This window comes from Tolypothrix tenuis PCC 7101, assembly GCF_963874875.1.
GTDB lineage: Bacteria > Cyanobacteriota > Cyanobacteriia > Cyanobacteriales > Nostocaceae > Aulosira > Aulosira tenue.
In genome coordinates this window covers 7,614,344-7,637,087 of record NZ_CAWNJS010000001.1, presented here as the reverse complement: position 1 = coordinate 7,637,087, position 22,744 = coordinate 7,614,344, and the positions used below count along the sequence as shown (strand labels likewise).

Below are 22,744 nucleotides of genomic sequence, written 5' to 3'. Positions count from 1 at the left end.
GCAAAACTATGACTAACACAAGCTTTCCCAACATTGCTGATGAATTGGCGGCCTTAGCTGCGAAGTTACGCCACAGCACCGTTAAAGTCAGAAGCGGTTCTCAAGGAGTTGGTTCTGGTGTGATTTGGCAAGCCGATGGCTTAATTATTACCAATGCCCATGTCGCCACTAGCCGCAGAGCCACAGTAGAATTAGCAGACGGACGGATATTTGAGGCTGTACGTACCAAATTTGACCCACAACAAGATTTAGCTGCACTGAAAATTAATGCTACTAACTTACAGACTGCAACTATCGGTGATTCGGATGGGTTGCGAGTCGGGGAATTAGTTATAGCGGTGGGGAATCCTTTTGCTGATAGCGGTGCTGTGACTACAGGAATTATTCACGGACAGCATCAACGAGCAGTGATGGCAGATATTCGATTGTATCCTGGTAACTCTGGCGGGCCTTTAGCTGATTGTCTCGGTCGCGTTGTCGGAATTAATACAATGGTTGTCAATGGTTTAGCTGTCGCCGTCCCCAGTTTAGCAGTCAATCGCTTTTTGTTAGGTGCCAGCCGTCCGCAACTAGGGGTAACTTTGCAACCTGTGCTGATAGGTAACCGCAACCTGGGGTTATTAGTCTTATCTGTGCTTCCTGATAGTGCAGCCGCCACAGCTGGCGTACAAGTTGGCGATGTGCTGATTGGCCTGTCGGGGCGATCGCTCACTAGATATGATGATTTAAGTAAATATCTGCAACAAAGCAAAGATGGCGAAGCCTTACCCCTACAAATTTGGCGTGGCGGTCAGCAATTTGTAGTTTATGTAGTATTGCAGAGTGGCAAAACTGCGGTGGAGTCGAGATGATTCGGGTGATGGTAGTTGCAACTTCCCCTGTGGTGCGGGCGGGTTTAGCGGCGGTTGTAACTAGCAATTCCCAGCTAACTGTGGTGGGGAGTGCATCTGATTTGGATGTGTTAACTAGGGAAGTAGAACAACTAGAACCTGATGTAGTGCTACTAGATTTAGGTGCGAATCTGCAAGCAACAATCTGGGAAAAATTGCTTTTAATTCAACAGCAGCAATATCCCCTAGGATTTTTGGTAATTGTAGAGGAACTAGAAAGCATAGATTTAGAAGCCGCCATCCATGCTGGCGTTCGAGGCTTATTACCCAGTACCAGTACAGAATCAGAAATTATCGCGGCGACAATTGCGATCGCAGATAATTTAGTCGTGCTACATCCGGATTTTTTAGAGTTACTACCCCTGCGGGAAAAAGTCACTACTACTCCCGTACAAACCCTGACACCCAGAGAAATTGAGGTATTAGGAATGCTGGGTTCCGGTTTAGGTAATCGAGCGATCGCTAAACATCTGCATATTTCTGAGCATACTGTAAAGTTTCATATCTCATCAATTTTTCAAAAGCTGGGTGTCTCCACCCGCACCGAGGCTGTTAGCGTTGGTGTCAGGCTGGGTTTGATTATGCTCTAAATAAACAGCTTCAGATTTGTAGGTAAGTAAGTCAGTGTAAATCAACCCAACTATGTTATACCAATTTGAAAAAAGAATGCGACAGATTGTAGGGGCATGGGCAATGCCCTGCCCTCTAGAATATATTGATGTGTCGCAAACATTATTTGATTTGGTATTAATAAACGTAAATAGGTTTAAAATCCTTACCAATGACTAATGACTAATGACTGCCTCAGCCAGTTATCTTGAATTTTGCCGAAGAATTACAGCATATTTTTTCTGTTCGCTGTTAAGAATTCCCTGTTCCCTCCCTTTGTCCTATAACTTATCTACCCAACCGTTGTTAGTCAGATACAAATTCATTTGGATCTCAGGTGGATTATCTTTACTTTCTAGTATTTTATGCAGTGCACCATTGCCATCATTTAAAGGTTGATTTGCAAATATTCCTGTTTTCCACATAGTACCAACTGTTGCTTGCACTTCTGGATCTTCAAACCATTTACCCAAGTTTTTAAATTTGTAGGTGAATTTCACATTAGACACTTGGGGAGATCCAGGATAACTCTGTGGTTCAGTGAAGTTGAGAATTTTGTCAACTTCTGCTTCCCCAATACAAAAACCTCCTGTAGGTTTTGATTGTGGGGCTCGGGGATAAACATTAGATGTGTAAAACTTTTCTCCCTCTGCTGTAACAGAATATTCGATTCCCGGAATACTTTTTCCTGAGTAATCTTTTTTTTCCCCTTCTTTGCTTGATAAAAAGCCAACTTTTACCAAAGAATTGAGTTGGTTTATTTGTTCAGTTGCTACCTTGGGTATTGTAATCGGAAATGACTCCATATTTCCCAAAACAGGAACACATCCGACTCTGTGTTTAGTGAGGATTGTGTTGAGAGCTTGTTTAAAATTAGCCTCGCTAGCTTCTTTAGGATTACTACAACTAGACAGAATTAAATTGATGCTGATAAAAGTCAAGAAAATTATGCTGGTACTCTTTGTTTTCATGAGAAATGTCAAATCATTAATAGGCTAATTTTTGTGTACTGAGGAAAGCAGAAATAATTGCACTTTTTAGATTTATTAGTTGCAATTTGTCGGCATAGTTTGCAAATAACCTCCCTAGAATATCGATTCATTAATCAAAAATGAACGATTTTTGGAGATTTTGCTGGGGTGGGCACTTTGAGATCATTAGTTTAAATACTGATGATATCTAGTGCTTACCCTACGGTTTACTCAGGTTTACCGAATACTGCATCGGTGTTTTAGTAATCAAATTCTTAAACAGAGATTTTGGTAGCAAATCAGTATAAAGTTAATGTAACTTTACATACATACTACTGCTATATTGTGGTATTAATTTTTTTGTGAACTACTGAAGTCTCCTTCTGTAGTTATTTTGCTATTGGTGGCTATATGGTCAATTTTTTATGTATTATAAAAACTTATAAAATAGCGAATAACCTATACAAATTTGATGACGGCATCAGCTAGATGCACTTCAGATATTACAAAATTACCTTTTTTCTCAAGTTGACCAGTATGTCAACTTTAGTCAAATATTGAACAATCAACTTGAACCCAAGGGTATCAAAAATTATATGCTATATAAAAATATCTATATTCATGCAGTTGTAATTATTATTACAACTGTAATTCATCCTGTTGTAGCCAATTTATCTCCTTTTTTCAATGCACCTAAAGCAGTAGCACAAACTGCACAAGAAAGGAAAAGACAAGCTGATACTTTGCTACAAAAAAGAGATATAGAATCTTTGCAAGCAGCTTTAACTATTTATCAAGAAATTAGAAACCAAGAAGGTATAGTTGCGGCACTACAGATGCTAGCCAAGAGGCATCAATACCAAAAGGAATATGTAAAAGAAATTGCCTATTTGCAACAAGCTTTAGTGATAGTAAAGCAACTGCAACAACCGGAAAAAGAATTGGAAGTTTTGGAAGCGATCGCTAATTATTATAGAAGACAAGATAACTATGCAAAAACTATTGAATATTTTCAGCAAATGTTAGTATTAGCACGCCAAATTAACAACCCCGAAAGAGAGTTTAATTACTTAGATCGGATTAGCCGTGCTTACAGTTTACTCAAAGATGATGCTAAATCAATTGAATCTCTTCAGCAAATGTTGGTGTTAGCGCGTCGCATTAATAATCAGGATAAAGAGTTAACAGTTCTCCAGGAATTAGCTGCGGCTTACGGTCAGAACAACTATTCTCAAGCAATGGCTTACTATCAGCAAGTTTTAGTGCTAGCAAAAAAATTGCAAAAACCAGATATAGAGTTGAAAGTTCTCACAAGGCTAGTTGATATTCATGGTTATATTGGCGATGAAGTGAAAGTCAGTAATTACGCACAGCAAAGTCTAGCCTTAGCAAGGCAACTACCAAATAAAGAGCGGGAATTAGAAGTTCTTAAAGACGTAGCTTTTGCCTACCAAATAATGAAAAATTATCCTAAAGCTATTGATTACTATAAGCAAACTTTAGCTTTAGCAAAACAACTAAATGAAGAACTTATAGAGAGTCGAGCTTTACTAAAATTAGTACAGCTATTTGTAAAGATTGAAAACCAAAAGCAAGCAGATATATATGCACGAGATGCACTCATCTTAGCACAAAAAAAATCACAAACAAATCAGATTTTAGAGGTTTTAAATGAACTAGCCTGGGCTTACCATTCTGGAGGAAATTATCACAAAGGGCTGGAATATCTTCAGCAAATGCTTGCTCTAGCACAACAGTCACAAAATCAGAAACAAGAATTAGAAGCGCTTAATGATTTAGGTAAATTTTCTGATTCTTTAGAAGACTATGCCAAAGTTATTTACTACTATCACCAAAGGCTAAAAATCGCCCGAAATACACAAAATCAGGAAATAGAGTTGGAGACTTTAAAATCTCTCACTAATGCTTATTTGATTTTAGGAGATTATGTCAAAGCAATTGATTATGAACAGCAAATTTTAACTGTAGGTAAGAAGTCCCGAGACCGGAAAATAGAATTGGAATCGCTGAGGTCTCTAGGTAGTATTTACAGCAATTTTGAAGATTATAATCAAGCAATCAACTACTATCAGCAAAGTTTAGCTTTAGCACGACAACTGAAAAATAGTGAAGATGAAAGAATGTTGGTTGCAGATATAGCATCTGGATATTTTTCATTAAAAAACTATACCAAAGCACTGGAATATTTTCAGCAAAGTTTAATATTGGCGCGACAAGATAAGTCTAAGAGATTAGAAGTAGCTCAATTAAAAGAGATAGGTGATTTTTATTTAGCTAGAAATGACTCTGTTCAAGCAATTAGCTACTTTCAACAAGCTTTAGAGGTAGCGCGACTAGATAAAGAATCCAAAGGACTTGATGAACAGTCTGCCCTCGAAACGCTAGGTTATGCTTATCTTGAATTGGGAGACTATACTAAGGCAATTAGCTATGCCCAACAAAGTTTAGAAGTCGCGCAGAAAATCACTAAAATATATAGTGAGGATGTAGTATCTAGCAGCTTAATTCTCTTAGGAACTATCTACTACGAACAGGGTAACTACAGCCAATCCCTTAAATATGCTCAAAAACTTTTAGAAATTGAAAATATCACAGAAAAATTAACTACTGTTGATCAGTGGCAATCTTTAAAAGATATAGGAATTTCTCTAGCTGAATCTGGTCATTTCACAGCAGCAGAGAAAAAACTACGTGCTAGTATTCAACAGTATGAATCTCGCAGAAAAAAGCTGAATAATAATCAAACCTATAATGATACATATAAAGTATCTTCTTTTGAGGATATCATTGATTCTTACCGGACTTTACAAAAAGTACTCATTGCCCAGAATCAGCCACAATCAGCTTTAGAAATTGCCGAACAGGGACGTAGCCGCGTGTTTGTAGATTTATTAGCCAAGCGGCTATTTTCTAAGCAAGCTACTCCAGTAAATATCCAGCCTCTAAATATCTCTCAAATTCAGCGAGTTGCTCAACAGCAAAAAGCCACAATAGTTGAATATTCAATTATTAGGAGATATTGGTCAGATACTTGGAATCCACAACAATCAGAATTATATATTTGGGTCGTCAAACCTACAGGAGAAATTATCTTTCGGCAAGTTGACCTTAAATCTCTAAAAACTCCTCTTAAAGATTTGATTCGCCAAACTCGTCAACTCATTAACCAAGGTAGAGGTAGTAACAAAAATAATCTGACAATCAAACGACTAGATAATCATGAAGCACCAATCAAAGATGTGGTTTCTCAAGTTGAGTCTTTGCCTATTAATCACCGCAGCTTACAGCAACTCCATCAACTACTCATTGCACCTATTGCTGACTTACTACCAAATGATCCTAATTCCCATGTAATTTTTATTCCTCAAGATGAACTTTTTCTTGTGCCTTTTCCTGCGTTGCAAGATGCACAAAGCAAATTCTTAATAGAAAAACATACTATACTGACCGCCCCAGCCATTCAAATTCTTGACTTAACCTATCAAAGGCGCAAGCTGAATCGTAGAGATAAAAGCGCCTTGGTAGTAGGTAATCCTACGATGCCAAAAGTATCTTTTGTGCCGGGGCAATCTCCAGAACAATTATCACCTTTACCAGAAGCAGAAACAGAAGCCCAGACAATTGCTCAGATGCTAGGTACTAAGGCTTTGATTGGCAATCAACCTACTAAAGCAACTGTGATCTCACAGTTACCAAAAGTCAACATTATTCATCTAGCTACTCACGGGTTACTGGATGATAGACGTGGGTTAGGAAGTAGTATTGCTCTAGCGCCTGATGTCGAAAAGCAGGAGGGTAACGGTTTGCTGACTGCTGACGAAATTCTCAATTTACAGCTAAATGCTGAATTAGTCGTTCTCAGTGCTTGCGACACTGGCATGGGTAAGATTACAGGTGATGGGGTAATTGGGTTATCTCGCTCGTTCATTTCTGCTGGTGTTGCTAGCGTCTTGGTTTCTCTCTGGGCTGTACCGGATGCGCCGACAGCATCGTTAATGACTGAATTTTATCGCAGTTGGCAACAGCAACCAGATAAAGCTGCTGCACTGCGTCAGGCAATGTTGGTAACGATGCAACAACACCCTCATCCTAAAAATTGGGCGGCTTTCACTATTATTGGTGAGGCAGAATAAGTAAGTCGGCGTAAATAATTATTGTTGGAATAAGGCAGGGGGCAGGGGGCGGGGAGCAGGGGGAGAAATAGTTTGAGCCTTATTTACTTTTATTCATATAGTTTGGTTTTATTGCACTGACTTACTTAGACTTTGTTGTTTCTCCAATAATTAGTCTCAACAACGTGCAGAACGGGGTAGGGTAAATTTTTCCTTTTCTGCGGCAAATTTACCACGCACCATCAATTTAGTTTCTTCAATTTCATAGATAAATGCTTGTACATCTTCTACATTGAGTAGGTCGGGACTGAAGTAAATCACGACTTCTTCAATTAGTTGAGGTATCCTATCCAAGATTTTTGGCAAAGGATACATTTGCGTGGTCACTAAATCGTAAAGATGAAGTGTAGTATCTTCTATCTCCATGCAAGCGATCGCATCTAAATCTGGGAAATAATGTAAGGGGCGGCTACCTTCGTCAACGCAGAATACAGCTTTTTCGTTGACTACCCCAACGATATTAGAGACAGGTACACGGGTTTCTAAAAGTCTGTGCAACAATGCGATATCTTTGACATCTGCAAAATCCAGCGTTCTCAAGCCGTTGATGCTACCTGTGGAATGACACTTGAGTTTGAAGCTGTGTTCTGGAACAGCGCGAAAGCCAAAGGGTAAATAATACTCGGGTTCTAATGTCGTCAATACTAGAGTTTCATAACGTTGGTCGCAATATTCCATTACTTCATTCATGACTTGGCGATAATAGCCTTTTCTGCGAAATCCCTCGCGGGTGCATACGCCATGAACTCCACCAACAATTACCTTTTCTCCCATGATATACATGGGAATTTCTAAAACTCCGATATGAGTAATGGCGACATCATCATCAAAGAGAATAAAGGGAGTTGAAGCGTCTTCCCATGATGCACCTAGTTCTCGCGCGCGTTCGGCTAGGCTGGTAAGTCCCGGAAAGGTGTCTTCAACTAAGTCAAACAGCTTACTGCTTAACGTAGAATCGGCAGAGAAGGATTTTTGGAAGCGATCGCAGCTCATAAATAAAATCTGGCATCAATTCACTTTTACATACTACACATAATACAAAATTGATTCCAGATTTATGGCATTTCAAATAAAACTAAACCAAATTCCTCACCAGTCGTCCGAAAACCAATACTGCGATAAGCAGCTTGTGCTGCTAAGTTAGTTTGCTGTGTAAATAAAATAGCGCGTTCTACACCTTGCGATCGCGCTTCTAATAATGAGCCTGCAACTACGCTTCTGGCATAGCCTTTACCCCGTAAAGCTGGCGGTGTCCATACTCCACCGATTTGGACAATATCAGGTAAGCGGGCGTTAAAGGTGCTATATGCGACTGGTTTATCTTCTACAATCAGTACCCAATGCGTAGCGTTAGCTTGATGGGCTGCTATTTCCTGGCGAGCAGTTGTATATAAATCAGGTGTTTCAGATTTTTTGAGAGTTTCCAAATCATAGGCAACATACCACTCAGCAAGTAAATCAAATTCTTCCTGGTGTGGCAATCGACACTTTACTTCACCGGATGCTAAGGCAGGAGGAATTTGTAAATCTGATAGCGCTAAGGAAAATAATAATTCGCGCTCATCTATATTAGTGGGATGATTAGCCAGCCCTAAAACTTGCTTGGTAACTTCCACTTGTGCAGCTGGGCCAGCAATTCCAGAAATAGCGCGATGAGACTGGGTTACTGCTGTTTGCACAACTTCTGGCAAATACACTGGCGCTTGTACAACCACCATACCATTCCAATAATGAGCAGCGACTGCAACTATATTGTTATCTAATAACGCCGCAATATAAGTTCCCTGAAACATTTCACCCCCATCCACCAACCCCGCTTCTCGCCAATTAGAACGCAAAAACATCGAAGTATCGATATGTTGCAACAGAAAATTCTCTAGCAACATTTCATCACCTGGTTGTAGGGTTCTGATGGTAGGCATGGGGACAAATCAATTCAAAATTCAAAATTCAAAATTCAAAATTAAAGAACTCCTGGGGATGAGGGAGATGAGAGACAAGGGGACAAGGGGAAAGAATTATGCCAATTACCAATTACCCATTACCAATTCTCCATGCCCAATGCCCCATGCCCCATGCCCATTCCCTAATATCCCGCTATTCCAACCCGTCGCCAAGGGGCGAAGCCGTTGTTAACGCCAAATAAGGCGGGTGCGAGGGTGGGATAGTGGCGGCGGAGGACGGATAGTAGTCCATTGCTGTCGATCCAGTCGAGACCGAATTGGGTGTAGATTTCGGCGCGGTAGTCTTTGGTGAAGAAGCGATCGCTTTTTAGGCGGCGGGAAGCCATTAAGATAAATACTCTAAAGGCTGTATCGCTAAAGCCAAAGCCAGCTGGTAAGTCTTCGGCAAACATCCCCACAACTAAATCAACGCTGTTGATATCGTTGTTGTAGACTTCGCGTAGTTCTTTCGCCCAGACGGGATTGCTGGTAATCTCTTCAAAGGATTTGACTCGACCGCGACCGATGATTTCGCGGAATTCGTTATAGCGGGGTACACCACGTTCGCGATCGCGCAAAATATCAATAGCTGCTAAATCTAAGGTTTCGCCGTTGTCGCGAATGAGTTTTTGTAAGGCTTTGGGGTAATTGTGTAAGGTAATTGCCCCAGGATGAGCGATTCCTAAGGAATAAAATAAATCTGGAATGCCAATTTCTTCTACTACTCCCCTAGCGCGTTTACCTGCTACTTCAAAGAAGTCGCCTGTACGGCGCAATTGACCGTCTTTATGGGAATAAAATTCAAATTCATCGGGAATTAGGGGATGCAAGCGATATACGCTCACAAATTCTTCGGTAATGTAGTAGGGTGCTGTATGGTGATCCGTTGGCGAACCAATAATTCCACTCAGTGTCTCACCTTCGCCAACACGTCCCCAGAGATTTTTCACGTGTTGACCTAGTAACCCCCACCAGTTAGCACTCATAGCAATTTGCAAAGCAGGATGGGCGAGGATACCGGGAGTCCATTCGACTGTATGAATTTTCGCCATTAATGCGGCGTTAATCAATCGCGCATGGTCGTAGAGGTCGTCATCTCGCCAATCTGGGTATAGTTGTTTGAGGCGATCGCAGATGGCGTTATGCTCTTTGACAAACAAAGTATGCATTAAACTCAACCCAATCCACCAGTTGTCATTAAAGCCAGTGCGATCAACTCCAATTGCAGGATCTACAGGTAATAGCCCATCATCACCAATAATCAGTTTGCCATCCACATGAGAACGCAATTGATGCACCTGTTCGGCATTATTCCCGTAAATTTGTGAACCATCCCACCAATGAGTCACCTTGTTAATAAAAGTTGGGGGTTCTGCTTTATTCCCTTCTGGGCGACTTTGATCAACTAAGGTTTCTTTAATCGCCATCGGCCGATGTTCTTGCGGCCAGGTATCATCCTCTGCAAGGGGAATGACTATTTTTCTATCTGGCTGATTATTTCCATGAGAAAACCAGTCATGGTTTTGGAACTGAATCCAAGCAGCCGCCAAAATATTCAAAGATTCCGCTGGGATAAATTTATCTCGCGTCATCAATCTCTGGCTAACAATGCGGGGATTGGGATTGAGAATATTTTTCTGATCTACATTAGCCTTTGTCAGGGGAACATTTCGCCCTAAACGAGTCTCCACCATTCCCATTGCCGGATTTTTCAGGTCATTAAAACTACCATCTGGGGTACGCGCTACCAAATGACGGCCATCAGGACTTGGTTGAGGATGAGGAAGCTTATCTATATCAGGTAATTGAGAAGTATCGTGGAGGTTTTCTTTTCTTAATTTGTTGCGAAACCCAACTAGTTTTAACAATGCTAATGGTGTAGGTAGGCGATGCCAAGGAATTCCAAACATTTGACCAATTCCTCTAATGTTTTTTAAGACAATGACTCAGTTTTTTCCGCTTATATTACTTACACCTGATTTTCGGAAATTGCTGAAGGTGTAAGTATTTTTTTAGATATCGATTGTCAGTTAGCATGGCGTTGGTATTGATAACAATAAAAGTTGCCAATACCTCTCAGCTAATCAAATTAACCTGCAACATTCACAGAGATAATATTGCATTATTGGGAGTGTCTATACTCCACATAAGCAATATAAATAACCAAAACAATGGTGTGTCATGCCTTAGGCTAACGAACCGAAAATCGCTAATGATTTTGTAGTCGTAGGATGAGTTACCAACGCATCTTATCTAGTACAGGCGGGAGTGCCGTACTTATTTGTTCAATAATCAAAGAGACATTTTCTATCTATCAATCTAACTTACAAAACTTATGCGCGATCGCCCACTTGCTTTTTCTAGTTCATTGGAAGTCGGCGGGAAACTCCATCCCCTTGTGGGTGGAGAGGGATAGCCGCCCGCCGACTTGGGGCATTGGGCATTGGGCATTGGGAACTCTTACCCATGCCCAATTCCCCATTCCCCATGCCCTAAAACTCCATCCCCTTGTGGGTGGAGTTTTTCATTAGTATTAATCTTTGTCTAAACTTATCCATAATAAGCATTTGAGAGATTTTATGTGATTTGCAAAATCTTTATTTTGCTACCAAATAGTCAAAACCAGCATATAAAAAAATTAAATGATTGCAGCAGATGTAAACAAATAATAAGTTGCTTATCGCTCTATGTCAGACAATTTATAATACCTATCAAATGTAATTTACTGCTTCAGCAAAGAATAGTACCCTTGAGGGTACTGTTATATTATTCACGAGAATTGAGAATAGATAAGAGATAAAGTTTGCAGTATTAGTTTGCACTTGCCATCACTAATGTACGGCAGCATTAACTCATTTACCAAGCTACTTGGGCTATACAGATGCTAAATCAATCTTCAGTCAAACCTTTGCGGATTAAAATCCCATTGTTACTGGATGTAATCATTGTTTCTGACCCAGAGCAAATTAAACTAATTGAAACATCAGGGGATGTTGATCGCTTGCATACTTACGATACAGCTTCTTTACCTTGGTGGGTGAAGTTGTATTTCTCATCAACCAAGTTTCACGATCAACAACGTGACTTGTGGTTTTGTCCTTTTGAATCAAGTAATAATCCTACTTATCATCCCAGACGAGCATATTTAGAAGAGAAGGTTGCTATTAGTTATCAGCAAGAAGATGTCAAAAAAATTGCTGACTTGTTAAAAAGCAATGCTAGTGATGAAGTACTAGCAGATACAATGGTGCAAATTGTCAACCGCAGATTTTTTGATCAAGATATTCCTGCGGAAATTAGCCACACAGCAAAATATACAGTTCAAGACTTAAAGGAAGCTATATTGCCTTGGAAATACATTAAGGGACAGAAATCGCAGCAAAAAGTTATGGATTACTGCGAACATAGCTTACCTCAAAACGTTCATATTCTCGATGTAGGGCATAATATCGGTGAAGTTGTACAATCAACTTCTGTATCATTGAGACAGTTAAAAGATAACCTCGATCAGCCAATCGAACAAATATTTACTACCTATGCACCAACTCGCCAAGTACCAAGAATTGCGGTGAAGTCATCAACATTTGATGGGATGTTGTCATCGCCAACAAATGCCGGGAAAACTGTATTGTTATTTATGATTGCCAAAGCAGCCGCCAAAACTCGTGATATAGCTTTTACTTTTGGTACTGGTAGTTCGGAAAGAGAATGTGTGTTTAAAGATTTTTTCTTGCAATTTATGGCTGATTTACAACAAGAATTAAAGGTTAATTCATAATTCGTAGTTCGTAATTCGTAGTAGGGTGGTGAGGCTAAAATGTTGCAATAATTTTTCTTATGGGGTGGACATCTTGTCAGTGGTGTCAACTTAACGTGAAACCCTCTTGGTTGCAAGGTTTAGCCCTCACCCCCAGCCCCTCTCCCACCAGGAGAGGGGAGCAAGAGATTTAGTTCCCCTTCTCCCTGAGGGAGAAGGGGTTAGGGGATGAGGGCGCACAGATGAAATGTTAATTCATAGTTCATAATAGGTAATAAAAATGGCGATTACAACAGCAGATATGATGAAAATGTCACCTGCTGAATTAGATGAACTTTATCAAAACAGTCCCGTGGGTGAAATACCCAGCGGTCAAGGTAAGGGTACAGTTGTTTTTGTCACAGGATTTCCAGAACGTAATCTTTTAGCTTCCTTGGTGAGATTACTTGCTTGGCAAGGAAAGATATTTTACCGCGATCAAAGTTTCTTGCTGAATAGCATTACTATCTTAGGTTTAAAGTTAGTAAAAGCCAAAGTCTATCGGGGTGAAAGTTTGTTTAGTCAAGGTGAAGCGATAATTTTAGACTACTCTCAAACCTCATTTATTGCTCAAAAAATTAGAGATGAAATTAGAGAGGTTGCACCAGGAGTTTTTCTAGGTCAAGCTTATTGGGCTAAGACTCGAGTGTTGTGTTTTGCATTGGAATTTTAAATTGCGATCGCTAATTGCAAAAACCAAAAATTAACCACCGACGAAAGTACGTAGGATGCGTTAGCGCCAGCGTAACGCATCTTTCTTCGCCAACAATTTTGATGTGTTACGGCTTCGCCTAACACATCCTACATAATTTTATTAACTTTATAAATAATTGCAAAAACAAATAGACTGCAATATATAAACATCAATAACCTTAATTTTTAACAAATTCTCAGCTTCTATTAATTTTCTCAACAGCTAAAACCCTTAAATTGTTTGTATAAAGGCATTTGAGGGAGATAAACGCTATGAAGTTTAAGCATTTAGCTATTGTCAGTATCGTGGCGCTAATAGCTGTAGGTTGTGCCAACGAAAGCGCCTCTAATAAAACAGATACACCAAAAGCAGCGACGGAAAATGTAGCAAGTTCAGGTGCAGGATTGGGTGCATTTAAAGCTGGGGAACATCCTACTCAAGGGAAAGTGAAAGTTGTTAGCGAACAAGGAAAGCGCTTTCTCGAGTTTGATGGAGATTTTAAAACCGACCAAGGCCCAGATTTATATGTAATTTTATATCGTACTGATAAGCCACCGATATCTGGCATTAAAGAAAAAGATTATCTCAGCATTGCACCATTACAAAAAACTAGCGGTACTCAACGCTATGCTTTACCAGAAAATGTCAAGCTAGGAGAATATAAATCTGTAGCTGTGTGGTGTCGTAAATTCAATGCTACTTTTGGCTATGCACCTTTAGCAAATAGCTAACAATAAATCTTACCAATTCCCTATTACCAATTCTTTATATGGAAATAGAAATGTAGGGTGTGTTGTCGCGTAGCGCAACGCACCAAATTACCATCAAAAATTACAGGTGCGTTAGCCTCCGGCGTAACACACCCTACGGACTTATCAATTACCAATTACCCATTACCAATTTTTCCTATGGAAATAGCCGATTTTCTTAGCCTAATACATCCCGCGATCGCAGTAATTTTTGTCTTCCCTTTAATTGGGAATGTGGTAAATTTTGCTTGGCAAACAAGACAACGCAGGTTACAAAGTTTAGTGGGAGGTAAAAGCAAAATACCCCCGGTGGTTGGTTCAGAACATAAAAAGTTAGGCGAGTGGTTAACTAGTGCAGTTGTTGGCTTAACTTTAATCGGTTTAGCTTATGCAATTGGTAAAGATATCGTCAAACATCAACTGTGGAGTACTGCAACTTTTAAATTCATTTTTATCATCTTGATGTTTGCAGCGACGATTATTTCTTTAGTTTTACTTTATCAAGCCAAGCAGAAGTTATGGCGGGGAGTATTTGCCAGTTTAACTGGTGCGGGGTTAGTGATTCTTGGTTGCCAAGATGGAGTTTATCGCCTGACTAAAGAATGGTATTGGTCACATTATTATATTGGCATCACCGCAGCCTTGCTGATGATTTTTTCTTTGGCGATTGTGCAAGATATTTATCAAGATAGATCCAATCGCTGGCGGCTGGTGCATACAATTTTAAATTGCGTGGCTTTATTATTGTTTATCGGGCAAGGTTTAACAGGTACAAGAGATTTACTGCAAATTCCCCTCAGTTGGCAAGAACCATACATTTATCAGTGTGATTATGTGAATAAAGTTTGTGGGACGATAAAGCCGTAGGGGAATGAAATAATGGGGGAAAGGGGAAGGGGGAAAGGGGAAAGGGGAAGAGAAATATTTAGCTTTAGCCTAGATAAAAGTTGAGTTAAAAATGCGGATATGAGTATTATTAAAAGTGGAAAAAATCAGCAACATCTTGCGAAAAGTAGATCCAGGTTCATTACGGTTACGGCTAACGGCTGGGATTGCGGCATTTTCGGCTTTGGGGTTGGGTAGCCTCTCTGTGTGGACTAGCTTGAAAATGCAGGATATTTTAATAGATAATCATAAACGCCATGTTGAGAAAATTGCCGATCGCCTACCGCGGGATGTGCAACTTTATATTCAAATGATGCCACAAGCTAGTGGTTTAGATAAGTCGATAAATAATTTAATTGATAACGATACTTTTATCTGGATTAAAAACCCGGAAAATCAAATTATTGCCAAATCTACTAATTGGAATCAGCTACCAAATCCAACGACATCACAGTTAATGTCTTTAACCGAGATGTCGGTGAAACCAGAAGTTACTCAAGTGCAGCAGCGCTACTATGTTTTATGTGGTGCGGCTTTGCAAGTCCAGAAGCAACAACTGGGTAAGCTATTTGTAGTTAAGGATATTACCCGCGAACAAACAATGTTTTTGGCGCTGGTGCGTAGTTTAGGGATTGCGAGTCTGTTAATAATTATTGTAATTTCCTTGGCGATCGCACTTTATATACGCCGTTCTCTCCAACCTCTGCGTCAGCTAAGTCAAATGGCGGCGGTGATTTCTGCGGCTGATTTACCAGAGGCGCAGTTATCCCTTCAGCAAGCACCCAGCGAGGTGAAAGAGTTAGCGCAAACCTTTAATATGCTATTATCCCGCCTGGCGGAATCTTGGGAGCAAGAACGACAGTTTGTCAGTAACGTTTCTCACGAATTACGCACGCCATTAACCATTGTGCATGGTTACTTACAAAGCGTACTCCGGCGACCCAGTAATTTAACACCAACCCAAGTTGAAGCTTTAGAAACTGCGGCTGTAGAAGCCGAACATACTATCAGGCTGCTGCAAGACTTACTAGATTTAGCTCGGGCTGATAGCGGTAATTTGCATTTTCGCATGAATCCCTGCGTGCTGAATGACTTAGTTGCCGAAGTAGTGGGGATGGCGCAGAAATATAGCGATCGCACTATCCTAATAGAATCACCCAATCATCCCATTGAGGTGAAAGCCGACTATAATCGCCTCAAGCAGGTATTGTTGAACTTAATTGATAACGCCGTCAAGTATTCCGAAGCTGACACTTCCGTGATTGTCAGCTTACAACAGCAAGACAAAGCAGCGATAATTCAAGTTGACGATAAAGGTTATGGTATACCTTTGCAACACCAATCCCGCATCTTCGAGCGATTTTACCGCGTAGACGAAACCCGCGCCCGTTCCACAGGCGGTTCTGGCTTAGGCTTATCAATAGTTAAAACCTTAATAGAAGGTATGGGTGGTAGCGTCACCGTGCGATCGCGCTTAGGTGAAGGCAGTATATTTACAATTAGTTTGCCAATTTCGCCGAAATAGTGGGAGGGAAAGGGGAATGGGGAAGGGGAAAGGTTTTACAGATATTTTCCCATTAACGTGAAACCCGCTTGGTTGCAAGGTTTCGCCCTCACCCTGTGCCCCTCTCCCACGAGGAGAGGGGAGCAAGAGATTCAATTCCCCTTCTCCCTGGGGGAGAAGGGGTTAGGGGATGAGGGCGAGAGGTATTTGTACAACGCCCGCCCTATATAGCTTTTAGCTTAAGTTGACACCAATGGGCATCCACAATCTATCCTGCCTCACCAAAAACCTTTCGGTGCCGTGCCCAACCACAGCGATAATTTATATTGTGCTATTCTCTGCAACCAAAATCTTGATGCCTTAGGCAACCCCTGCGGGGAACGCATTCCCCCCATCATCAAAATCAGCAAATGCGATACCTGCGCCGATACACCACACACCTTTGGCGATGATGAATTAAGATAAGCGATCGCACAATTCATCACATCGAGCAAATTCACAAGCTGTATGCAGTAAAATCATAACTTTTGTAACGAAAAAAACCACCTTGGTCACCAACATGACGACCTTGGTCACCAACACGACGACCTTGGTCACCAACACGACGACCTTGGTCACCAACATGACGACATTGGTCACCAACATGACGACATTGGTCACCAACACGACGACCTTGGTCACCAACATGACGACCTTGGTCACCAACATGACGACCTTGGTCACCAACATGACGACCTTGGTCACCAACATCACGACATTGGTCACCAACAGCCAAATTTTGGTAACTCCGCCAGCAAGCAGCTTACATTACACAAATGCTTGAAACCAGAAAATGCGCCACCCTTTCCCCCTTCCCCTTTCCCCCTTCCCCCTCATTCACACACCCCCCTCTCCCCCTTCCCATTCGGGTTATTCTGCAAATAATCCCGCACCCAAGCGCAACCCTTCACCATTGCGCTTTGCGCTTCCCGCAGGGTATTACGAACTACGAATTACGAATTATTATTCCCCAAATATTTACTTTTCAATTCTTCCAACTCATCATCTATGATGCTTTTAATAGTAGGTGGAGGAGTTTGTGGTTGTGGTTGACTTTGCTGCTTTTGCGGTTTATTTCCACCTAAAAATAGAGTTTTCATTTCCTCTAATTCCAGGTCAATTTGGCTTTGCGATTTGGGGGATACAGCAGGTTTCGGGTTAGATGGTGCAACATTAACAGGCTTTGCTGATGTGGCTGGTGTGGCAACTATCGGCACATTTTTATTCAGGTCATTTAAAACTTCATCGACTGTTTGATAACGCCGCTTTGGGATACTTTCTAACATTTTGTTGAGAATGTCAGTTAACTCTTTACTTATAGGAGTTGTTAAATATTGCTGCCAAACCCAACTATCATCATTAATATCATAGGAATCAAAAGGCGATCGCTCGGTAAGTAGGCGAATACAAGTAGCACCCAAGCTGTAGATATCGCTGGCGAAAATTGCTCGTCCTCTGATTTGTTCTGGTGCCACATATTCTGGACTACCGATACTTGTACCAGTGCGGTTGAGGGAAGTACTAGTGGCAGATTTAGAAGCACCGAAATCTACTAAAACTAGTTTGCGATCGCTTGCCCGTAAAATAATATTTTCGGGTTTAATATCGCGGTGAATTACGTGCCTAGCATGGCAAAATTGCAGTACTGGCAATAAATCATTGAGTAACTGCCGAATTTGCTCTTCGTTAAAAGCACCTTGTTCTACTGATTCCTGAGCTAAATTTTTCCCATCAATAAATTCTTGGACAAGATACTGCCTGTCTTCTTGGGTAAAATATGCCAGTAATTCTGGAATCTGCGGATGTTGCCCTAATTCATCTAACTGTACGGCTTCTTGATTAAATAACTCCACAGCCTTTTGCACAGTATTAGTGCCTTGGGCTTGGGGGTAAAATTGCTTAATGACACAGCGTGGTTTTGATGGTTTATCTTCATCCACGGCTAAGAAAGTACGCCCAAAACCCCCTTGTCCTATGGGTTTAATTGCACGGTAGCGTTCTTTAAGCAGTAGCTTATGACCACAACTTAGGCAAAACTTAACATCATCAGCATTTTCCGGTTTGGGACAACGGGGGTTAAGGCAGTAGCTCATAGTGGCGCTAAAAATCGCTCTTATTGTATTTATTTTGCCCTGCGATCGCCACAAGGGTATTCAGATTTGCCAATTATCTAGCTTAAGGCTGTAACCCAGTACTTGAATGCGCTGATAGTGCGCTAAATTACCAGTGACTAATATCAAATCTTGTTGTATCGCAATAGCTGCAATCATGCTATCAGCAAGTCCTATCGGTTGTCCTATGCGCTCCAAATCTGCATAAAAACTCCATCCCCTTGGGGATGGAGTTTTTGGGCATAGGGCATTGGGAATGGGGCATGGGCATTGGTGTCAACTTAAGTTAAACGCTATATAGGGCGGGCGTTGTACAAATACCCTCGCCCTCATCTCCTAACCCCTTCTCCCTCAGGGAGAAGGGGAACTAAATCTCTTGCTCCCCTCTCCCACAGGGAGAGGGGCTGGGGGTGAGGGCGAAACCTTGCAACCAAGAGGGTTTCACGTTAAGTTGACACAGGTGGGGCATGGGTGAATCCTGCGGATACGCTACGCGAACACCGGATGTGTGGCTGCACTCACCGCCCACGCGACTGGTTCTGCAACGCACTGGCTCTCATACATTAGCTTTAAAAATTAAATATAATTCCTATAATATGCAACCAATATAAATCAATAATTTCAATAATATAAAACTTGATTAACTACGAATTACCAATTACCAATTACCAATTACCAATTACTAATTACCAATTACCAATTACCAATTACCAATTACCAATTACCAATTACCAATTACCAATTACCAATTACCAATTATTTGGTAGACCCTGATAACCACACCCTTGAAGTCGTTTATCTTCTACACTGTAACTATAACCACTTATAATTGGTTGCCATTTTGGCAATTTACTAAATAAGAACCTTCCAGAACATAAATTATCTAATTCACAAGAGACAAAATTGTCTTTTTCTCCCCTGCTAGCGATAGTATATTTTGCTGGAAGTTCCTAAATGTAAATAAGGGCATGGTTACCCATACCCTTAGAGGTTGTTTGAAAAGTTTTTCCCTGTGATTTTAATTGCACTGTTACCCCCCTTAATCCCCCCTTGTCAAGGGGGGAGACCGGAAAATCCAGTTCCCTCCCCTTAGAAAGGGGAGGGCTAGGGTGGGGTAAAAAATATTTGATACACTACTACAGACTTTTCAAACATCCTCTTATTGACAAAATTGTAATTAAAATTATTTTTCCGTGGAGAGATGTTAATACTTGCGTAAAATAGTAGAGAGAGAACTTTGTTTACGAAGATCTAATAAATCTGCCAAAGACTCTTTGCTTTTCTCCATACCGTATTTGGGTTCTGGTGGTAGAACTGTCGTCAGAGGTTTTGTTTGAGATTGCATAGAAGCAAGAGGCGCAAGTGATGGGGGTGGGACAAATACTTGTGGACTTCGCGAAGGTTGTGGCTTCACTTGAGGTAAATCGCTGGGTACAGAACGAGTGGGATAGCGTTTAATTTGCTTTTGCCCTTTTTGCCCCTTTGCTGGACGGTTGAGGAGGCGTAAAATGATTAAGCACCCGCTAGCACAGCTAAAAGCGATCGCCATAATCAGCCATAAAGGTGTAGGATTGCTAGTCTCAGAGGGCGTAGTGATGGCTGCTTCAGCTACAGTTGCGACATCTTGATTGTTCTCTGGTTCTGCTTGTGGCTGATTGAGATAGCCAACAGAACCGAGATTATATAAGGCCAGCACAGCACTGGCAAAAAATGTTGCTGTTAACCCAATCAATAACAGCCAAGGATGGCGCACCAGGATTTGTATCAGAACTTTTGAATTACTGATGACGCTCGATTTACTCTTTGTCAGCTCTGGAGTGACCCCAGTAGATTGGGTTACCTCTTGCTGTACACTCTGACTATTTTCCATAGATTACTTTCAGATTTGTACCCCTCTCGATCCAAGATCATACTGGAGGATTCAAGTATCAGTAGCACAATTTTACAACAAAGTAACTTTTGCGAGTTGCTGAGGGGAATAAATCTGATGATTTCTGAAAAAAAACTCTACTTTGGTGGGATTAACTCTATCTTTCGGTCACAGTATCTCTTTCTAAAGCTAGTTGAATTAATCTATCTACTAGTTCTGGGAAGGGAACACCACTATACCCCCATAATTGGGGATACATACTAGTTGCAGTAAACCCTGGCAAAGTATTGATTTCATTGATCAAAACTTCGCCTGTAGATTCTACATAGAAAAAGTCTACTCTTGCTAAACCAGCAGCATCAACAGCAGCAAAAGCTTGTAAAGCCATGTCTTGAATTTGATGTGCGATCGCATCTGGTAACACCGCAGGGATAAATAGATCTGCTAAACCTGCGGTATACTTTGTTTCGTAATCGTAAAAATCGCTCTTGTAAGTAATTTCTCCAATTACCGAGGCTTGGGGTTGATCGTTGCCTAAAACAGCACATTCTACTTCTCTGGCGACAACTCCAGCTTCGATAATAATCCGGCGATCGTAACTAGCTGCATTATCTAACGCCGCTTCTAATTCTTGGCGCGATCGCACTTTGGCAATCCCTACTGATGAACCCAAGTTTGCAGGCTTAACAAAACAAGGATAGCCAAGGTCAGACTCTATTTCGTCACATAATTTAGGAAATACGCAAGGATTTGACCAAACTTGCGCTCTAGTTACGGCTTTATACTTAACTTGGGGTAATCCAGCTTGAGCAAAAGCCACTTTCATGCCAATTTTATCCATCCCCGTTGCCGAACCTAACACCCCAGAACCTACAAACGGGACTTGCATCAAGCTAAGTAACCCTTGAATTGTGCCATCCTCACCATTAGGGCCGTGTAGAATCGGAAACCAAACATCTACCGTTTGTGCTGCGGGTGGGAATTGCCAAAGATTCGGACTAGCCGCAGGATTTTGGATAGCAGCGCCAGAAGCTAAAACTTGCTGTGCTACTTCCCCAGCTTGCCAAAAACCATCTTTTTGGATATAAAAAGGCAGAATTTCGTACTTACTGCTATTTTGCTCTGCACTTAAAGCATTAGCGATCGCCCTTGCTGAACTAATCGACACTTCATGTTCCCCAGAACGTCCCCCAAACAGCAACCCTACCCGCAGCTTAGTCATCTTCAGTACCTAATAACGCTTTGTCTCGCAGATAGCGTATCACAGGTTTGTTATTTGTCATTTGGTAATTGGTAATTGGTAATTGGTAATTGGTAATTGATCCCCTCATCACCCTCATCCCAATCCCCATTACTCATTACTCATTACCCATTACTCATTACCCATTACCCATTACCCATTACCCATTACCCATTACTCATTACTCATTCCCAAAAATTATCCTGAAATCAATACACTACTCATTGTCTGCACTTTACCAAGTTTGTTAATATGCCTGGATGTCAGAAACACAACATCACCTGCACAAAAAACTCGGATGGTCTTTGGATGAGCGCGATCCAGGATTCATCAAATCAATCATGCCCATCATGGGGTGGTTCTATGACCACTATTTTCGAGTTCAAACTAGTGGTTGGGAGCATATACCACCCCAAGAACAAGTTTTATTTGTTGGTTCTCACAATGGGGGACTCGCTGCTCCAGATATGCTGATGATGATGTATGACTGGTTCCGAAAATTTGGTGTAGAGCGGCCAGTCTATGGTTTAATGCATCCTAAAGTTTGGGAAGTTACGCCGCAAATAGCACAACTGGTAGCTAAATGTGGTGCAATTATGGCTCATCCCAAAATGGCCTATGCAGCTTTGCGCTCTGGAGCCAGTGTACTTGTATATCCTGGCGGCGCGGAAGATGTGTTTCGACCTTACGCTTTACGAAACCAAATTTATTTTGCGGGACGACAAGGGTTTATCAAGGTTGCACTACGGGAAAGAGTACCGATTGTCCCTGTGATTTCTGCGGGTGCTCATGAGACGCTGATTGTATTGACTGAATGTTATGACATAGTGGCGCAACTTCACAAATTGGGAATGCCTTGGTTGTTTGGTATTGATCCGGTAGTTTTTCCCATTTATTTAGGCTTACCTTGGGGTTTATCGCTTGGGCCATTGCCTAACATCCCCTTTCCTCTGACTATTCATACAAGGGTTTGCCCACCGATTAAATTTGAGCATTATGGTCGAGAAGCGGCGTGCGATCGCCAGTATGTTAATCAATGTTATGAATTAGTTCTCAGTCAAATGCAGCATGAGTTAGACCAATTAGTCAAGCTCACTGCCCAGTCTTAAATCTAATTTTGGTTAGGGACTTATAGAAAATCAATTATTTAATTTCTCAATTGCTTAGACATAGACAACAAGCTTTTATTTATACTTTAGTGGTTCTAAATGATAGAATTAGATGCTTTTTTTTGTCAAAATGATAAAAAG

The 22,744-nt window shown here is 41.1% G+C and carries 19 protein-coding genes and 1 pseudogene; 12 read left to right on the top strand and 8 right to left on the bottom strand.

From position 1 onward, the window contains the following. Positions 1–8: 8 nt before the first annotated feature. Positions 9–851, top strand: coding sequence for a S1C family serine protease (locus AACU25_RS30170; RefSeq protein WP_096581979.1), 843 nt, complete (start codon positions 9–11; stop codon positions 849–851). Continuing rightward, positions 848–1,480: a response regulator transcription factor gene (locus AACU25_RS30165; RefSeq protein ID WP_096581977.1), complete on the top strand. Its 633-nt coding sequence runs from the start codon at positions 848–850 to the stop codon at positions 1,478–1,480. The genes AACU25_RS30170 and AACU25_RS30165 overlap by 4 nt, the downstream gene beginning before the upstream one ends. 300 nt (positions 1,481–1,780) lie before the next feature. Here AACU25_RS30165 and AACU25_RS30160 read toward each other — a convergent pair whose 3' ends face one another. After that, the gene (locus AACU25_RS30160; RefSeq protein ID WP_339382079.1) at positions 1,781–2,242 is read right to left on the bottom strand and encodes a hypothetical protein; all 462 of its coding nucleotides are present in this window, start codon (positions 2,240–2,242) and stop codon (positions 1,781–1,783) included. 824 nt (positions 2,243–3,066) lie between these two features. Here AACU25_RS30160 and AACU25_RS30155 point away from each other — a divergent pair. After that, positions 3,067–6,624 (top strand): CHAT domain-containing protein, encoded by a 3,558-nt coding sequence (locus tag AACU25_RS30155; RefSeq protein ID WP_096581972.1) that lies wholly within the window; start codon positions 3,067–3,069, stop codon positions 6,622–6,624. A 156-nt stretch (positions 6,625–6,780) separates the two neighbouring features. On the opposite strand, the gene AACU25_RS30150 is transcribed toward AACU25_RS30155, so the two are convergent. The 3 genes from AACU25_RS30150 to AACU25_RS30140 form a co-directional block, all read right to left on the bottom strand. Continuing rightward, a complete protein-coding gene (locus AACU25_RS30150; RefSeq protein WP_096581970.1) occupies positions 6,781–7,656 on the bottom strand; it encodes a GNAT family N-acetyltransferase in 876 nt (291 codons plus the stop codon). Between the two features lie 62 nt (positions 7,657–7,718). Beyond that, a complete protein-coding gene (locus AACU25_RS30145; RefSeq protein WP_096581968.1) occupies positions 7,719–8,585 on the bottom strand; it encodes a GNAT family N-acetyltransferase in 867 nt (288 codons plus the stop codon). A 164-nt stretch (positions 8,586–8,749) separates the two neighbouring features. Beyond that, positions 8,750–10,516: a peroxidase family protein gene (locus AACU25_RS30140; protein WP_096581966.1), complete on the bottom strand. Its 1,767-nt coding sequence runs from the start codon at positions 10,514–10,516 to the stop codon at positions 8,750–8,752. A 321-nt stretch (positions 10,517–10,837) separates the two neighbouring features. Between AACU25_RS30140 and AACU25_RS30135 the strand changes: the two genes are divergently transcribed. The 7 genes from AACU25_RS30135 to AACU25_RS30105 all read left to right on the top strand — a co-directional run bounded on the left by AACU25_RS30135 (position 10,838) and on the right by AACU25_RS30105 (position 16,699). After that, positions 10,838–11,137, top strand: coding sequence for a hypothetical protein (locus AACU25_RS30135; RefSeq protein ID WP_190445898.1), 300 nt, complete (start codon positions 10,838–10,840; stop codon positions 11,135–11,137). Positions 11,138–11,487: 350 nt separating this feature from the next. Further along, entirely contained in the window at positions 11,488–12,384 is an 897-nt protein-coding gene (locus AACU25_RS30130; protein ID WP_096581964.1) for a hypothetical protein, read from the top strand. A gap of 259 nt (positions 12,385–12,643) precedes the next feature. Then, positions 12,644–13,075, top strand: a complete 432-nt coding sequence (locus AACU25_RS30125) for a hypothetical protein (protein ID WP_096581962.1) — start codon at positions 12,644–12,646, stop codon at positions 13,073–13,075. Positions 13,076–13,368: 293 nt separating this feature from the next. Then, on the top strand, positions 13,369–13,827 hold the full coding sequence (locus AACU25_RS30120) for a DM13 domain-containing protein (RefSeq protein WP_096581960.1): 459 nt from the start codon (positions 13,369–13,371) through the stop codon (positions 13,825–13,827). Positions 13,828–14,004: 177 nt separating this feature from the next. Then, positions 14,005–14,712: a DUF4079 domain-containing protein gene (locus AACU25_RS30115; protein ID WP_096584283.1), complete on the top strand. Its 708-nt coding sequence runs from the start codon at positions 14,005–14,007 to the stop codon at positions 14,710–14,712. Between the two features lie 115 nt (positions 14,713–14,827). Next, positions 14,828–16,255, top strand: a complete 1,428-nt coding sequence (locus AACU25_RS30110) for a sensor histidine kinase (protein WP_190445897.1) — start codon at positions 14,828–14,830, stop codon at positions 16,253–16,255. 279 nt (positions 16,256–16,534) lie between these two features. Further along, on the top strand, positions 16,535–16,699 hold the full coding sequence (locus AACU25_RS30105) for a hypothetical protein (RefSeq protein WP_190445896.1): 165 nt from the start codon (positions 16,535–16,537) through the stop codon (positions 16,697–16,699). A 31-nt stretch (positions 16,700–16,730) separates the two neighbouring features. Here the strand turns inward: AACU25_RS30105 and AACU25_RS30100 are convergent, their stop codons facing one another. Then, positions 16,731–17,009 carry a hypothetical protein gene (locus AACU25_RS30100; protein WP_096581958.1) on the bottom strand — a complete coding sequence of 93 codons (279 nt, stop codon included), beginning with the start codon at positions 17,007–17,009 and terminating at the stop codon, positions 16,731–16,733. Between the two features lie 217 nt (positions 17,010–17,226). Then, entirely contained in the window at positions 17,227–18,366 is a 1,140-nt protein-coding gene (locus tag AACU25_RS30095; RefSeq protein WP_096581956.1) for a serine/threonine-protein kinase, read from the bottom strand. Positions 18,367–19,042: 676 nt separating this feature from the next. Here AACU25_RS30095 and AACU25_RS30090 point away from each other — a divergent pair. Next, positions 19,043–19,213 (top strand): annotated as a pseudogene (locus tag AACU25_RS30090) (hypothetical protein); the annotation flags it as partial. 375 nt (positions 19,214–19,588) lie between these two features. Here the strand turns inward: AACU25_RS30090 and AACU25_RS30085 are convergent. After that, positions 19,589–20,254, bottom strand: coding sequence for a hypothetical protein (locus tag AACU25_RS30085; RefSeq protein WP_096581952.1), 666 nt, complete (start codon positions 20,252–20,254; stop codon positions 19,589–19,591). 157 nt (positions 20,255–20,411) lie between these two features. Beyond that, positions 20,412–21,476 carry a D-alanine--D-alanine ligase family protein gene (locus tag AACU25_RS30080; protein WP_096581950.1) on the bottom strand — a complete coding sequence of 355 codons (1,065 nt, stop codon included), beginning with the start codon at positions 21,474–21,476 and terminating at the stop codon, positions 20,412–20,414. A gap of 278 nt (positions 21,477–21,754) precedes the next feature. On the opposite strand from AACU25_RS30080, the gene AACU25_RS30075 reads away from it, so the two are divergent. Beyond that, positions 21,755–22,603 carry a lysophospholipid acyltransferase family protein gene (locus AACU25_RS30075; protein WP_096581946.1) on the top strand — a complete coding sequence of 283 codons (849 nt, stop codon included), beginning with the start codon at positions 21,755–21,757 and terminating at the stop codon, positions 22,601–22,603. Positions 22,604–22,744 lie beyond the last annotated feature (141 nt).

Bases quoted from the DNA above. Each gene is read 5' to 3' on its own strand.
- AACU25_RS30170 (WP_096581979.1), top strand. From the start codon at position 9: ATGACTAACACAAGCTTTCCCAACATTGCTGATGAATTGGCGGCCTTA.
- AACU25_RS30165 (WP_096581977.1), top strand. From the start codon at position 848: ATGATTCGGGTGATGGTAGTTGCAACTTCCCCTGTGGTGCGGGCGGGT.
- AACU25_RS30155 (WP_096581972.1), top strand. From the start codon at position 3,067: ATGCTATATAAAAATATCTATATTCATGCAGTTGTAATTATTATTACA.
- AACU25_RS30150 (WP_096581970.1), bottom strand. From the start codon at position 7,656: ATGAGCTGCGATCGCTTCCAAAAATCCTTCTCTGCCGATTCTACGTTA.
- AACU25_RS30145 (WP_096581968.1), bottom strand. From the start codon at position 8,585: ATGCCTACCATCAGAACCCTACAACCAGGTGATGAAATGTTGCTAGAG.
- AACU25_RS30140 (WP_096581966.1), bottom strand. From the start codon at position 10,516: ATGTTTGGAATTCCTTGGCATCGCCTACCTACACCATTAGCATTGTTA.
- AACU25_RS30135 (WP_190445898.1), top strand. From the start codon at position 10,838: ATGAGTTACCAACGCATCTTATCTAGTACAGGCGGGAGTGCCGTACTT.
- AACU25_RS30130 (WP_096581964.1), top strand. From the start codon at position 11,488: ATGCTAAATCAATCTTCAGTCAAACCTTTGCGGATTAAAATCCCATTG.
- AACU25_RS30125 (WP_096581962.1), top strand. From the start codon at position 12,644: ATGGCGATTACAACAGCAGATATGATGAAAATGTCACCTGCTGAATTA.
- AACU25_RS30120 (WP_096581960.1), top strand. From the start codon at position 13,369: ATGAAGTTTAAGCATTTAGCTATTGTCAGTATCGTGGCGCTAATAGCT.
- AACU25_RS30115 (WP_096584283.1), top strand. From the start codon at position 14,005: ATGGAAATAGCCGATTTTCTTAGCCTAATACATCCCGCGATCGCAGTA.
- AACU25_RS30095 (WP_096581956.1), bottom strand. From the start codon at position 18,366: ATGAGCTACTGCCTTAACCCCCGTTGTCCCAAACCGGAAAATGCTGAT.
- AACU25_RS30085 (WP_096581952.1), bottom strand. From the start codon at position 20,254: ATGGAAAATAGTCAGAGTGTACAGCAAGAGGTAACCCAATCTACTGGG.
- AACU25_RS30080 (WP_096581950.1), bottom strand. From the start codon at position 21,476: ATGACTAAGCTGCGGGTAGGGTTGCTGTTTGGGGGACGTTCTGGGGAA.
- AACU25_RS30075 (WP_096581946.1), top strand. From the start codon at position 21,755: ATGTCAGAAACACAACATCACCTGCACAAAAAACTCGGATGGTCTTTG.